The following is an 11,457-nucleotide window of genomic DNA, read 5'->3' as shown; positions in this document are numbered from 1 at the left end:
GTGACAACATCAAGATGGTGGTCACGCTGATCAACCCGGTGGCGATGGACGAAGGTCTGCGCTTCGCGATCCGCGAAGGTGGCCGCACCGTCGGCGCCGGCGTGGTGTCCAAGATCATCAAGTGATGCAAGGCCCCGCGCGCTTCGGCGCGTGGCTGACCCGAATGTCATCCCCGCGGTACGAGCGCGCAAGCGCGAGGAAGGCGGGGATGACGAGTTGAAAACGGAATCGGGCTTGCAAAGTCCCGAAGTCCTCTGTTAGAATGCAAGACCCCGCAGGAATCTGAGTTCCGGCAGGGTGCGAAATGAAGCGCAGGACGCGTTTCGTGTTCGCCAGACAGGGAGATGTCGCGTGGCAAGGCCTCGTCCGTTCCGGAAGCGTCCGGGACATATCGGCGGGGCCTTTCGGCGCGTTCATGGAAACCCTCTCTGACGGGCCAGGCAGCTGGCGCGTTCGTCGGCCGCAAGGATGCAGCAATACGGTGTTACCCGTTCCATTCACGGGGTGTGGCGCAACCAGTCGTCGCATCTGTCGCTCTTTAGATACGAGGCAATCCTCCCATGGCGGACCAGAAGATTCGCATCCGGCTGAAGGCGTTCGATCATCGTCTGATCGACCGTTCGGCCAGCGAGATCGTCGAGACGGCCAAGCGGACCGGCGCGCAAGTGCGCGGCCCGATCCCGCTGCCGACCAAGATCGAACGCTACACCGTGCTGGTGTCGCCGCACGTCGACAAGGACGCGCGCGACCAGTACGAAACCCGCACGCACAAGCGCGTGCTCGACATCGTCGACCCCAACGACAAGACCGTGGACGCGCTGATGAAGCTCGAACTCGCGGCTGGCGTTGATGTCCAGATCAAGCTGACCTGAGGAGACCGGAGATGAGCGCGAAGAAATATTCGCTCGGCATCGTCGGTCGCAAGGCCGGCATGAGCCGCATGTTCACCGAAGATGGCAAGTCCATCCCGGTGACCCTGATCGAGGCGACCCCGAATCGCATTACCCAGATCAAGACCCTCGATACCGACGGCTACACCGCCGTGCAGGTGACTGCGGGCGTCAAGCGCGCCAGCCTGCTCAGCAAGCCGGCAACCGGTCACCTGGCCAAGGCCAAGGTGGAAGCGGGTCGCGGTTTGTGGGAGCTGCGCGTCGAGGCTGACCAGATCGGTGGTTTCGAAGTGGGTGGCGAGATCAAGGCCGACATCTTCAGTGAAGGCCAGATCGTCGACGTCCAAGGCGTGACCAAGGGCAAGGGCTTCCAGGGCACGATCAAGCGCTGGAACTTCAAGATGGGTGATGCCACCCACGGCAACTCGCTGTCGCACCGCGCGCCGGGCTCGATCGGCCAGCGCCAGACCCCGGGGCGCGTGTTCCCGGGCAAGAAGATGGCGGGCCACATGGGCCACGAAACCCAGACCACGCAGAACCTGCAGGTGGTCAAGGTCGATGTCGAGCGCGGCCTGATCGCCGTGCGCGGCGCGGTCCCGGGTGCGCCGGGTGGTGACGTGATCGTGCGCCCGACGAGCAAGGGAGTCTGATCATGGAACTCAATATCAACGGCAGCGCCAGCAAGCTGGCGGTTTCCGACGCGGTGTTCGACCGCGCCTTCAGCGAAGATCTGGTGCACCAGGTCGTCGTGGCCTACCGCAACGCCGGTCGTGCCGGCACCAAGGCGCAGAAGACCCGCGCCGAAGTGAATGGCACCACCAAGAAGTCGAAGAAGCAGAAGGGTGGCGGCGCGCGTCATGGCGCGTTGACGGCCCCGATCTTCGTCGGTGGTGGCGTGACCTTCGCGGCCAAGCCGCGCAGCTTCGCGCAGAAGGTCAACCGCAAGATGTATCGCGCCGCGATCGCGTCGATCCTGTCCGAGCTGAACCGCCAGGGCCGCATCACCGTGGTCGATGGTTTCGACATCGAGGCGGCCAAGACGGCGGGCCTGGTGGCCAAGCTGGCTGCGCTGAACGTGGGCAAGCGCCCGCTGATCGTCACCGAAAACGCTTCCGACAACCTGTACCTGTCGGCGCGCAACCTGCCGTACGTGCAGGTGCGTGACGTGCAGGGTCTGGACCCGGTCGCGCTGGTCGGTGCCGACACCGTGGTGATGACCACCGATGCGGTGAAGAAGATCGAGGAGTGGCTGGCATGAGCGCCGCAAACCTGTACGAAGTGATCCGTGCGCCGCGCGTGTCCGAAAAGACCGCGCGCCTGCAGGAAGTCTCCAACCAATACGTCTTCGAGATTGCGAAGACTGCCACCAAGGCTGACGTCAAGGCAGCGGTCGAGCAGATCTTCAGCGTCAAGGTCGAAGCGGTGAACGTGGTGAACGTGAAGGGCAAGTCCAAGACCTTCAAGTTCCGCCAGGGTCGCCGTGGTGACTGGCGCAAGGCGTACGTCACGCTGGCCGAAGGCCAGGCGATCGACGTCATGACGGCCTCGGCCTGAGGAATTAGCCCATGGCACTGATGACTTTCAAGCCCACCTCTGCCGGCCGCCGCAGCGCGGTCCGCGTGGTAACGCCCGACCTGCACAAGGGTGCTCCGCACGCCGCATTGGTCGAGAAGCAGAGCAAGACCGGTGGCCGCAACCACCATGGTCGCATCACCACCCGTCATATCGGTGGTGGTTCCAAGCAGCACTACCGCATCATCGACTTCAAGCGCGACAAGGAGGGCATCCCCGCCCGCGTCGAGCGCATTGAATACGATCCCAACCGCACCGCGCATATCGCACTGCTGTGCTATGCCGATGGCGAGCGTCGCTACATCATCGCGCCGAAGGGCCTGAAGGCCGGCGACCAGGTGATCGCGGGGCGTGATGCGCCGATCAAGGCCGGCAACACCCTGCCGCTGCGCAACATCCCGGTCGGCTCCACCGTGCATTGCATCGAGATGAAGCCCGGCAAGGGCGCGCAGATCGCCCGCGCCGCGGGTGCTGGCGTGCAGCTGGTCGCCCGCGAAGGCGTCTACGCCACCCTGCGCCTGCGCTCCGGCGAAATGCGCAAGGTGCCGGCTGAATGCCGCGCCACCATCGGTGAAGTCGGCAACGACGAGCACGGCCTGGAGAAGCTGGGCAAGGCCGGTGCCGCCCGCTGGCGCGGCGTCAAGCCGACCGTCCGCGGTGCCGCCATGAACCCGGTGGACCACCCGCACGGTGGTGGTGAAGCCAAGGCTGGCCAAGGCAATCCGCACCCGGTCACCCCGTGGGGCGTGCCGACCAAGGGTTACAAGACCCGCAAGAACAAGCGCACCCAGCAGTTCATCGTGCGCGATCGCAGGAGCTAATCGGCAATGGCACGTTCACTCAAGAAGGGCCCGTTCATCGATCACCATCTGCAAAAGAAGGTGGAGACCGCGGGCAACAGCAAGAAGCCGATCAAGACCTGGTCGCGCCGCTCCACGATCATGCCGGAAATGATCGGGTTCACCATTGCCGTGCACAACGGCAAGAGCCACGTCCCGGTGTTGGTCAACGAAAACATGGTTGGCCACAAGCTTGGCGAGTTCGCCGTGACCCGGACGTTCAAGGGTCATGGCGGCGACAAGAAGGCCGGGAAGTAAGGAGATGACGATGGAAGCGAAGGCAATCCTGCGCACCGCGCGCATCTCCCCCCAGAAAGTGCGCCTGGTTGCAGACCAGGTGCGCGGCCTGCCCGTGGCCCGCGCGCTCGACCTGTTGAAGTTCTCGGACAAGAAGGCCGCCGGCATGATCTACAAGGTCGTGTTCTCGGCTGCCTCCAACGCCGAAAACAACAATGGCGCCGATGCGGACGCGCTGAAGGTCAAGACCATCATGGTGGATGAAGGCCCCGCGTTGAAGCGCTTCATGGCGCGAGCGAAGGGCCGTGGCACGCGCATCACCAAGCGCACCAGCCACATCACCGTGATCGTGGGCGAGGGCAAGTAATCATGGGTCACAAAGTCAATCCGATCGGCATCCGCCTGGGCATCGCCAAGGACTGGAACTCCAAGTGGTATGCCGGCAAGAAGCAGTTCGCCGACTTCCTGGCGGGCGACCTCAAGGTGCGCGACATGCTTCGCAAGAAGCTGGCGCAGGCCGGGATCAGCAAGATCCTGATCGAGCGTCCGGCCAACAACGCCCGCGTGACCATCCACACGGCCCGTCCGGGCGTGGTGATCGGCAAGCGTGGCGAGGACATCGAGAAGCTGCGCAAGGAAGTGTCCGATGTGCTCGGCGTGCCGGCGCACATCAACGTCACCGAAGTCCGCAAGCCGGAACTCGATGCGCAGCTGGTGGCCGAGTCCATCGCCCAGCAGCTGGAGCGTCGCATCATGTTCCGTCGCGCCATGAAGCGCGCGGTGGGCAATGCGATGCGCCTGGGTGCGCTGGGCATCAAGGTCAACGTGGCTGGCCGCTTGAACGGTGCGGAAATCGCCCGTTCCGAGTGGTACCGCGAAGGCCGCGTGCCGCTGCACACCCTGCGTGCGGACATCGATTACGGCTTCGCGGAAGCGAAGACCACCTACGGCATCATCGGCATCAAGGTGTGGGTCTACAAGGGCGAGATCTTCGATTTCTCCCAGGTGGGCCAGGAGAAGCAGGACGACACCCCGGCACCGCGTGGCGGCGACCGTGATCGTGAACGTCCGCGCGGTCCGCGCCGTGACCGTGGCGACCGCGCCGAGCGCGGCGAAGCGAGGGAATAAACCATGTTGCAACCCAAGCGAACCAAGTACCGCAAGGTCCACAAGGGCCGCAATGAAGGCCTGAGCTGGAACGGCAATGCCGTCAGCTTCGGCGAGTTCGGCCTGAAGGCGACTGCCCACGGCCAGCTCACCGCCCGCCAGATCGAGGCCGCGCGTCGTTCCATCAGCCGTTATGTCAAGCGTGGCGGCAAGATGTGGATCCGCGTGTTTCCCGACAAGCCGATCACCAAGAAGCCGATCGAAGTCCGCATGGGCTCCGGTAAGGGCAACGTGGAATACTGGGTCGCTCTGATCCAGCCCGGCCGCATGATCTACGAGATCGAAGGCGTGAGCGAAGAGGTGGCGCGCGAAGCGTTCCGCCTGGCCGCCGCCAAGCTTTCGGTCACCACCCAATTCGTGACCCGGACGGTGCGCTGATGGAACTCAAGCAACTGCGTCAGAAGTCGGCGGACGAGCTCAAGGCCCATTTGGTCGAGCTGCAGAAGGAGCGCTTCGCGCTGCGGATGCAGAAGGCCACCGGCCAGCTGCCTCCGTCCAGGACCAACGAACCCCGCCGCGTGCGCCGCGAGATTGCTCGCGTCAACACGCTGCTCGGCGCGCTGCAAAGCAGCGCGGCGAAGTAAGGAACGGCAGACATGACAGAACAAACCAAGAAGCTGCACACGGTCGAAGGCCGCGTCGTCAGCAACAAGATGGACAAGACCGTGACGGTGCTCGTCGAGCGCCTGGTGAAGCACGCGCTGTACGGCAAGTACATCCGCCGCTCCACCAAGCTGCACGCACACGATGCCGACAACGCCTGCAATGAAGGCGATGTCGTCCGCGTGGCGGAATGCGCACCGATGTCCAAGACCAAGAACTGGCGGGTGGTGGAAATCCTCACCCGTGCCGCCGAGTAAGCAGGAGAGACAGCCATGATCCAGATGCAGAGCTTTCTCGACGTTGCCGACAACTCGGGTGCCAAGGAATTGATGTGCATCAAGGTGCTGGGCGGCTCGAAGCGCCGTTACGCCGGCATCGGCGACATCATCAAGGTGTCGGTGAAGGATGCGATTCCGCGCGGCAAGGTGAAGAAGGGCGACGTCTACGACGCCGTGGTGGTGCGTACCCGCAAGGGCGTGCGCCGTCCCGACGGTTCGCTGATCCGCTTCGACGGCAACGCCGCCGTGCTGCTCAACAACAAGCAAGAGCCGATCGGCACGCGCATCTTCGGGCCCGTGACCCGCGAGCTGCGCACCGAGAAGTTCATGAAGATCGTCTCGCTCGCGCCTGAAGTGCTCTGAGCGGAGGAAGGAAGAACATGAACCGTATCCGCAAGGGCGACCAGGTGGTCGTGACCACCGGCAACAAGAAGATCAAGGGCCAGACCGGCGAAGTGCTGCGCGTCGATGGAGAGCGCGTGTTCGTCGCCAACCTGAACCTGGTCAAGCGCCACACCAAGCCCAACCCGCAGGCCGGCCAGGCCGGCGGGTTGGTCGAACGCGAGGCTTCGATCCACATTTCCAACGTGATGCTCCTGAACCCGGCGACGGGCAAGGGCGAGCGCGTTGCCACCAAGGTGCTCGAGAATGGAAAGCGCATCCGCGTGTTCCGCTCCAGCGGCGAGGCTATCTGACATGACCACCCGTCTCGAAAAGTTCTACAAGGAAGAAGTGGTGCCGAAGCTGATGCAGCAATTCGGCTACACCAATCCGATGCAGGTTCCCAGGCTCGTCAAGGTCACGCTGAACATGGGCGTGGGCGAGGCGGCGACCAACAAGAAGGTCCTTGAGAACGCCGTCGCCGACATGACCAAGATTTCCGGCCAGAAGCCGGTGGTCACCAAGTCGCGCGTGTCGGTTGCTTCGTTCAAGATCCGCGACGGTTGGCCGATCGGCTGCAAGGTCACCTTGCGCCGTGCGCACATGTTCGAGTTCCTCGATCGCCTGATCAACATCTCGCTGCCGCGCGTGCGTGACTTCCGTGGCGTGTCGGGGCGTTCGTTCGACGGCCGTGGCAACTACAACATGGGCGTGAAGGAGCAGATCATCTTCCCGGAAATCGACTTCGACGCCGTCGACGCGATGCGCGGCATGGATATCGCCATCACCACCACCGCGAAGACCGACGCCGAGGCCAAGGCCCTGCTCGAAGCCTTCCGCTTCCCGTTCCGCAACTAAAGGACACGTCATGGCCAAGACTTCCATGATCAACCGCGAGGTCAAGCGCGCCAAGCTGGCCAAGCAGCACGCCGCCAAGCGCGAAGCACTGAAGAAGGTCATCTCCAGCCAGGACGCCTCCTACGAGGACAAGATGGCGGCCGCGACCAAGCTGCAGAAGCTGCCGCGCGATTCCTCGCCATCCCGGCAGACCACCCGCTGCGTCCTTACCGGTCGTCCGCGTGCGGTCTACAGCAAGTTCGGCCTGGGCCGCAACAAGCTGCGTGAAGCCACCATGCGCGGCGATGTGCCGGGCCTGCGCAAGGCAAGCTGGTAAAAACCTGTTACACTACGCGGCTCCTCGTCGAAGATTGACGGGGTGCGCAAGCCGGCCCTGCAGCGATGCGGGGCTTTGGCTGCAATGAAGCGCCGTTGACGGCGTCCACAACCCAAGCAGATTTTCGCGAAAGCGGATATCGGTGCTACTCATCAGGTAAAACTACATGAGCATGACTGATCCCATCGCCGACATGCTGGTACGCATCAAGAATGCGGCCGCAGTCGGCAAGCCGGCGGTGAAAATGCCGTCCTCCAAGACCAAGGTCGCGATCGCCAGCGTCCTCAAGAGCGAAGGCTATATCGCCGACGCGCGCGTGACCCAGGTTGGCGCCAAGCCGGAACTTGAAATCGCTTTGAAGTATTTCGAGGGCAAGCCGGTCATCGAGACCATCAAGCGCGTGTCGCGCTCGGGCCTGCGCCACTATCGCGGCAAGGACGCCCTGCCGAAGGTGCTGGGCGGCCTCGGTATCGCCATCATTTCCACCTCCAAGGGCATCATGACCGACTCGCAGGCGCGCCAGCAGGGCGTCGGCGGCGAAGTCCTGTGCATCGTGGCTTAAGGGAGTATCGATCATGTCCCGAGTTGCCAAGAAGCCCGTTGCCCTGGTCAAGGGCGTCGAACTGAGCGTCCAAGCGGATGTCATCAGCGTCAAGGGCCCCAAGGGTGCCCTGAGCATCGCCAAGCCCGCCGGCGTCGACGTCAAGGTCGAAGACGGTCATGCGCTGCTGTCGGCGGATACGCCGCAGCAGGTGCCGATGGCCGGCACCCTGCGCGCGATTCTCGCCAACATGGTGCACGGTGTCTCCGCCGGCTTCGAGCGCAAGCTCGAGCTGGTCGGTGTCGGCTACCGTGCCGCCATGCAGGGCAGTGACCTGAACCTGTCGCTGGGCTATTCCCATCCGGTGCTGTTCGCTCCGCCGGCCGGCATCACCATCACCACCCCGACCCAGACCGAAATCCTGGTCGCAGGTGCCGACAAGCAGTTGGTGGGTGAAGTGGCTGCCAAGATTCGCGGTTACCGTCCGCCGGAGCCTTACAAGGGCAAGGGCGTGAAGTACTCCGACGAAACCATCATCCGCAAGGAAGCCAAGAAGGCGTAAGCGCGGACTTCTCGCAATCGCCCGCGAACCTTCGTGCGGGCTGTTGCGGGGCTCGCACTGCCTTCAGCTTTCGGAGAAGAGAACCATGGAAAAGAAGATCGCTCGCCTGCGTCGCGCCAAGTCGACCCGTGCCCACATTCGCGAACTCGGTGTGCCGCGCCTGTCGGTGCTGCGCACCGGCCAGCACCTGTACGCGCAGCTGTTCACCGCCGATGGCGCCAAGGTGTTGGCGTCGGCGTCCACCTTGCAGGCGGACGTCAAGGCCGGCCTGACCAGCGGCAAGAACAAGGATGCCGCCACCAAGGTGGGCCAGTTGATTGCCGAGCGCGCCAAGGCCGCCGGGATCGACAAGGTGGCATTCGACCGTTCCGGCTATCGCTACCACGGTCGCATCAAGGCGCTTGCCGATGCTGCCCGTGAAGGTGGTTTGCAGTTCTGATGCCTTGCGGGCGTCCCGGTTCGCCGGGGCGTCACCGGGTGCTGCCGATGCGGCTTTGCATCGGGCGTCGCCGCTGGTTGCAGCCGCGATGATACAACCGTCGTACATCACAACTACAAGCGGCCACGCCGCAAATCCCATCCAATTATCGAGACATTGAAATGGCAGAACAACGCGAATCCCGCGGCCGCGATCGCAATCGCGACCGTGAAGAGGTCGATGACGGCATGATCGAAAAGCTGGTCGCGGTCAACCGCGTCAGCAAGACCGTCAAGGGCGGCCGCCAGTTCACCTTCACCGCATTGACGGTGGTGGGTGACGGTGCCGGCAAGGTCGGTTTCGGTTATGGCAAGGCGCGTGAAGTGCCGGTGGCCATCCAGAAGTCGATGGAATATGCCCGCAAGAACATGAGTGCAGTCGATCTGAACAATGGCACCCTGTTCCACGCGGTGAAGGCCGGCCACGGCGCTGCCCGCGTGTTCATGCAGCCGGCCTCCGAAGGTACCGGCGTGATCGCTGGCGGCGCGATGCGCGCCGTGCTGGAAGCGGTGGGTGTGAAGAACGTGCTGGCCAAGGCGGTCGGCTCACGCAACCCGATCAACCTGGTGCGCGCCACGGTCAAGGGTCTGGAGGCGATGCACTCGCCGGCCAGGATCGCTGCCAAGCGCGGCAAGAAGGTGGAGGAACTGACCCATGGCTAATGACAACAAGACCGTCAAGGTGCGTCTGGTCAAGGGCCTGCGTGGTACGCAGGCGCGTCACCGCTTGTCGGTGAAGGCGCTGGGTCTTGGCAAGGTGGGCAGCGTGCGCGAGCTGAAAGACAGCCCGCAGGTACGCGGCCTGATCAATCAGCTGCACTACCTGGTGCAGGTGGAGGAGTAATCGCATGAAGCTCAATACGCTCAAGCCCGCCGACGGCGCCCGTCAGGAGCGCACCCGTGTCGGTCGCGGCATCGGCTCCGGCCTCGGCAAGACCGCAGGTCGCGGCCACAAGGGTTCGTTCGCGCGCGCCGGCAAGGGCAAGATCAAGGCCGGTTTCGAAGGCGGCCAGATCCCCATGCAGCGCCGCCTGCCCAAGATCGGCTTCCGTTCGAAGCTGGCCAAGGACACTGCGGAAGTGTTGCTGTACAAGCTGGATGCACTGCCGGCCGGCGATGTGGATTTCGCCGTGCTGCGCGCTGCCCGGCTGGTGCCCAGCACCGCCAAGCAGGCAAAGATCGTGGTCAAGGGCGCGGTGACCAAGGCGTTCGCGCTGAAGGGCATCGCCGCAACTGCCGGCGCCAAGGCTGCGATCATCGCTGCCGGCGGCTCGCTGGCGGAGTAACCGACGCATGTCGCGAACCGCGGATGCATTGTCGGGCCTGATGGGCGCGGGCAAGTTCACTGAACTTCGCTCGCGCCTGTTGTTCGTCGTTGGCGCGCTGATCGTCTATCGCATCGGGTGCTACATTCCGGTGCCGGGTGTGAACCCCGAGGCGATGCTGCAACTGATGAATTCGCAGAAGGGTACCGTGGTGGACATGTTCAACATGTTCTCCGGCGGTGCCCTGTCGCGTTTCAGCCTGTTCGCCCTGAACGTGATGCCGTATATCTCGGCTTCGATCGTCATGCAGTTGATGGTGCAGATCCTGCCCAGCCTGAAGGCGATGCAGAAGGAAGGCGAGTCCGGCCGTCGCAAGATCACCCAGTACTCGCGGGTGGGTTCGGTGTTCCTGGCCGTGTTCCAGGCGGCGGGCATCGCGATCGCGTTGCAGCACCAGGGGGCCGGCAGCGGCGTTCCGGTGGTCTACAATCCCGGCCCCGGATTCGTGCTGACGGCGGTGGTGTCATTGACCGCGGGCACGGTGTTCCTGATGTGGCTAGGCGAGCAGGTGACCGAGCGCGGCATCGGCAACGGTGTGTCGCTGATCATTTTCGCCGGCATCGTGGCGGGCTTGCCGGGTGCGGTACTCAATACCTTGCAGCAGGCCAATACCGGTGAAATGCAATGGATCACCGTGTTCGTGATCCTGGCCATCGTGCTGGCAGTCACCTGGTTCGTGGTGTTCATGGAGAGCGGCCAGCGCCGCATCACCGTGAATTACGCGCGCCGGCAGGGCGGTCGCGGGGGCTACCAGAACCAGAGCTCGTTCCTGCCGCTCAAGCTCAACATGTCGGGCGTGATCCCGCCGATCTTCGCATCGTCGATCATCATGTTCCCGGCGACCGCGTCGACCTGGTTCGGCCAGTCCGGCAGCCCGGCCACGGTGTGGCTCCAGAAGATCAGTCAGTTGTTGTCGCCCGGCGAGCCGTTGCACATGCTGCTGATGGCGGCGCTGATCATCGGGTTTGCGTTCTTCTACACGGCACTGGTGTTCAACTCGCAGGAAACTGCCGACAACCTCAAGAAGTCGGGGGCGCTGATTCCGGGCATCCGTCCCGGCAAGGCCACCGGCGAGTATATCGACGGTGTGCTGACCAGGTTGACCGGCGCGGGTGCCCTGTATCTGGTGCTGGTCTGCCTGCTGCCGGAATTGATGCGCACCAAGCTGGGGACCTCGTTCTATTTCGGCGGCACCTCGCTGCTGATCGTGGTGGTGGTGGTGATGGATTTCATCGCGCAGATCCAGGCGCACCTGATGTCCCACCAGTACGAAAGCCTGCTCAAGAAAGCAAACCTCAAGGGGCGTGGCTCGCGCTGAGGCGCACCACGCCGCTGGATCCCGGGAGACGGGAAACGTGACAACCGCCGGGTCGACGAATGCGCGAACCGGCAAATGGGCGACCCGTGCGAC

At 63.8% G+C, this 11,457-nt stretch carries 22 protein-coding genes and 1 pseudogene; all 23 read left to right on the top strand.

The genetic code is table 11. From position 1 onward, the window contains the following. Nucleotides 1-125: pseudogene (locus ACE3OK_RS06835) on the top strand (elongation factor Tu); the annotation flags it as partial. 435 nt (nucleotides 126-560) lie between these two features. Further along, nucleotides 561-872: a 30S ribosomal protein S10 gene (gene rpsJ, locus ACE3OK_RS06830; RefSeq protein WP_005408208.1), complete on the top strand. Its 312-nt coding sequence runs from the start codon at nucleotides 561-563 to the stop codon at nucleotides 870-872. Nucleotides 873-883: 11 nt separating this feature from the next. After that, nucleotides 884-1,540, top strand: coding sequence for a 50S ribosomal protein L3 (rplC, locus tag ACE3OK_RS06825; protein WP_374248795.1), 657 nt, complete (start codon nucleotides 884-886; stop codon nucleotides 1,538-1,540). Between the two features lie 2 nt (nucleotides 1,541-1,542). Next, nucleotides 1,543-2,148 carry a 50S ribosomal protein L4 gene (gene rplD / locus ACE3OK_RS06820; protein ID WP_374248794.1) on the top strand — a complete coding sequence of 202 codons (606 nt, stop codon included), beginning with the start codon at nucleotides 1,543-1,545 and terminating at the stop codon, nucleotides 2,146-2,148. Further along, on the top strand, nucleotides 2,145-2,444 hold the full coding sequence (rplW, locus tag ACE3OK_RS06815) for a 50S ribosomal protein L23 (RefSeq protein WP_374248793.1): 300 nt from the start codon (nucleotides 2,145-2,147) through the stop codon (nucleotides 2,442-2,444). The genes rplD and rplW overlap by 4 nt, the downstream gene beginning before the upstream one ends. An 11-nt stretch (nucleotides 2,445-2,455) precedes the next feature. Beyond that, nucleotides 2,456-3,283, top strand: a complete 828-nt coding sequence (rplB, locus tag ACE3OK_RS06810) for a 50S ribosomal protein L2 (protein WP_374248792.1) — start codon at nucleotides 2,456-2,458, stop codon at nucleotides 3,281-3,283. A 6-nt stretch (nucleotides 3,284-3,289) separates the two neighbouring features. Continuing rightward, complete coding sequence (gene rpsS / locus ACE3OK_RS06805) at nucleotides 3,290-3,559, top strand: 30S ribosomal protein S19 (protein WP_374248791.1); 270 nt, start codon at nucleotides 3,290-3,292, stop codon at nucleotides 3,557-3,559. A 10-nt stretch (nucleotides 3,560-3,569) separates the two neighbouring features. Next, nucleotides 3,570-3,905: a 50S ribosomal protein L22 gene (gene rplV, locus ACE3OK_RS06800; RefSeq protein ID WP_374248790.1), complete on the top strand. Its 336-nt coding sequence runs from the start codon at nucleotides 3,570-3,572 to the stop codon at nucleotides 3,903-3,905. Nucleotides 3,906-3,907: 2 nt separating this feature from the next. Next, a complete protein-coding gene (gene rpsC / locus ACE3OK_RS06795; RefSeq protein ID WP_374248789.1) occupies nucleotides 3,908-4,666 on the top strand; it encodes a 30S ribosomal protein S3 in 759 nt (252 codons plus the stop codon). Nucleotides 4,667-4,669: 3 nt separating this feature from the next. Then, complete coding sequence (gene rplP, locus ACE3OK_RS06790) at nucleotides 4,670-5,083, top strand: 50S ribosomal protein L16 (RefSeq protein ID WP_374248788.1); 414 nt, start codon at nucleotides 4,670-4,672, stop codon at nucleotides 5,081-5,083. Then, nucleotides 5,083-5,289: a 50S ribosomal protein L29 gene (rpmC, locus tag ACE3OK_RS06785; protein ID WP_374248787.1), complete on the top strand. Its 207-nt coding sequence runs from the start codon at nucleotides 5,083-5,085 to the stop codon at nucleotides 5,287-5,289. The genes rplP and rpmC overlap by 1 nt, the downstream gene beginning before the upstream one ends. 12 nt (nucleotides 5,290-5,301) lie before the next feature. After that, nucleotides 5,302-5,565 (top strand): 30S ribosomal protein S17, encoded by a 264-nt coding sequence (gene rpsQ, locus ACE3OK_RS06780; RefSeq protein WP_374248786.1) that lies wholly within the window; start codon nucleotides 5,302-5,304, stop codon nucleotides 5,563-5,565. 15 nt (nucleotides 5,566-5,580) lie between these two features. Further along, nucleotides 5,581-5,949, top strand: a complete 369-nt coding sequence (rplN, locus tag ACE3OK_RS06775) for a 50S ribosomal protein L14 (RefSeq protein ID WP_374248785.1) — start codon at nucleotides 5,581-5,583, stop codon at nucleotides 5,947-5,949. 17 nt (nucleotides 5,950-5,966) lie between these two features. Then, nucleotides 5,967-6,281 carry a 50S ribosomal protein L24 gene (gene rplX, locus ACE3OK_RS06770; RefSeq protein WP_374248784.1) on the top strand — a complete coding sequence of 105 codons (315 nt, stop codon included), beginning with the start codon at nucleotides 5,967-5,969 and terminating at the stop codon, nucleotides 6,279-6,281. A gap of 1 nt (nucleotide 6,282) precedes the next feature. Beyond that, nucleotides 6,283-6,825 carry a 50S ribosomal protein L5 gene (gene rplE / locus ACE3OK_RS06765; protein ID WP_374248783.1) on the top strand — a complete coding sequence of 181 codons (543 nt, stop codon included), beginning with the start codon at nucleotides 6,283-6,285 and terminating at the stop codon, nucleotides 6,823-6,825. 10 nt (nucleotides 6,826-6,835) lie between these two features. Then, complete coding sequence (rpsN, locus tag ACE3OK_RS06760; RefSeq protein ID WP_374248782.1) at nucleotides 6,836-7,141, top strand: 30S ribosomal protein S14; 306 nt, start codon at nucleotides 6,836-6,838, stop codon at nucleotides 7,139-7,141. Between the two features lie 166 nt (nucleotides 7,142-7,307). Further along, nucleotides 7,308-7,703 carry a 30S ribosomal protein S8 gene (gene rpsH / locus ACE3OK_RS06755; RefSeq protein WP_374248781.1) on the top strand — a complete coding sequence of 132 codons (396 nt, stop codon included), beginning with the start codon at nucleotides 7,308-7,310 and terminating at the stop codon, nucleotides 7,701-7,703. 13 nt (nucleotides 7,704-7,716) lie between these two features. Continuing rightward, nucleotides 7,717-8,244, top strand: a complete 528-nt coding sequence (gene rplF, locus ACE3OK_RS06750) for a 50S ribosomal protein L6 (protein WP_374248780.1) — start codon at nucleotides 7,717-7,719, stop codon at nucleotides 8,242-8,244. A gap of 85 nt (nucleotides 8,245-8,329) precedes the next feature. Continuing rightward, nucleotides 8,330-8,683 carry a 50S ribosomal protein L18 gene (rplR, locus tag ACE3OK_RS06745; RefSeq protein WP_374248779.1) on the top strand — a complete coding sequence of 118 codons (354 nt, stop codon included), beginning with the start codon at nucleotides 8,330-8,332 and terminating at the stop codon, nucleotides 8,681-8,683. A 161-nt stretch (nucleotides 8,684-8,844) separates the two neighbouring features. Beyond that, entirely contained in the window at nucleotides 8,845-9,384 is a 540-nt protein-coding gene (gene rpsE / locus ACE3OK_RS06740; protein WP_374248778.1) for a 30S ribosomal protein S5, read from the top strand. Next, nucleotides 9,377-9,565, top strand: coding sequence for a 50S ribosomal protein L30 (gene rpmD / locus ACE3OK_RS06735; protein ID WP_374248777.1), 189 nt, complete (start codon nucleotides 9,377-9,379; stop codon nucleotides 9,563-9,565). The genes rpsE and rpmD overlap by 8 nt, the downstream gene beginning before the upstream one ends. 4 nt (nucleotides 9,566-9,569) lie before the next feature. Continuing rightward, nucleotides 9,570-10,007 (top strand): 50S ribosomal protein L15, encoded by a 438-nt coding sequence (gene rplO / locus ACE3OK_RS06730; protein ID WP_374248776.1) that lies wholly within the window; start codon nucleotides 9,570-9,572, stop codon nucleotides 10,005-10,007. A 7-nt stretch (nucleotides 10,008-10,014) separates the two neighbouring features. Beyond that, a complete protein-coding gene (secY, locus tag ACE3OK_RS06725) occupies nucleotides 10,015-11,364 on the top strand; it encodes a preprotein translocase subunit SecY (RefSeq protein WP_374248775.1) in 1,350 nt (449 codons plus the stop codon). Nucleotides 11,365-11,457: the final 93 nt, after the last annotated feature.

This window comes from Thermomonas sp. (assembly GCF_041905325.1).
GTDB lineage: Bacteria > Pseudomonadota > Gammaproteobacteria > Xanthomonadales > Xanthomonadaceae > Thermomonas.
The sequence above is the reverse complement of the archived record's forward strand: the minus strand, read 5'-3'. Positions and strand labels throughout refer to the sequence as shown.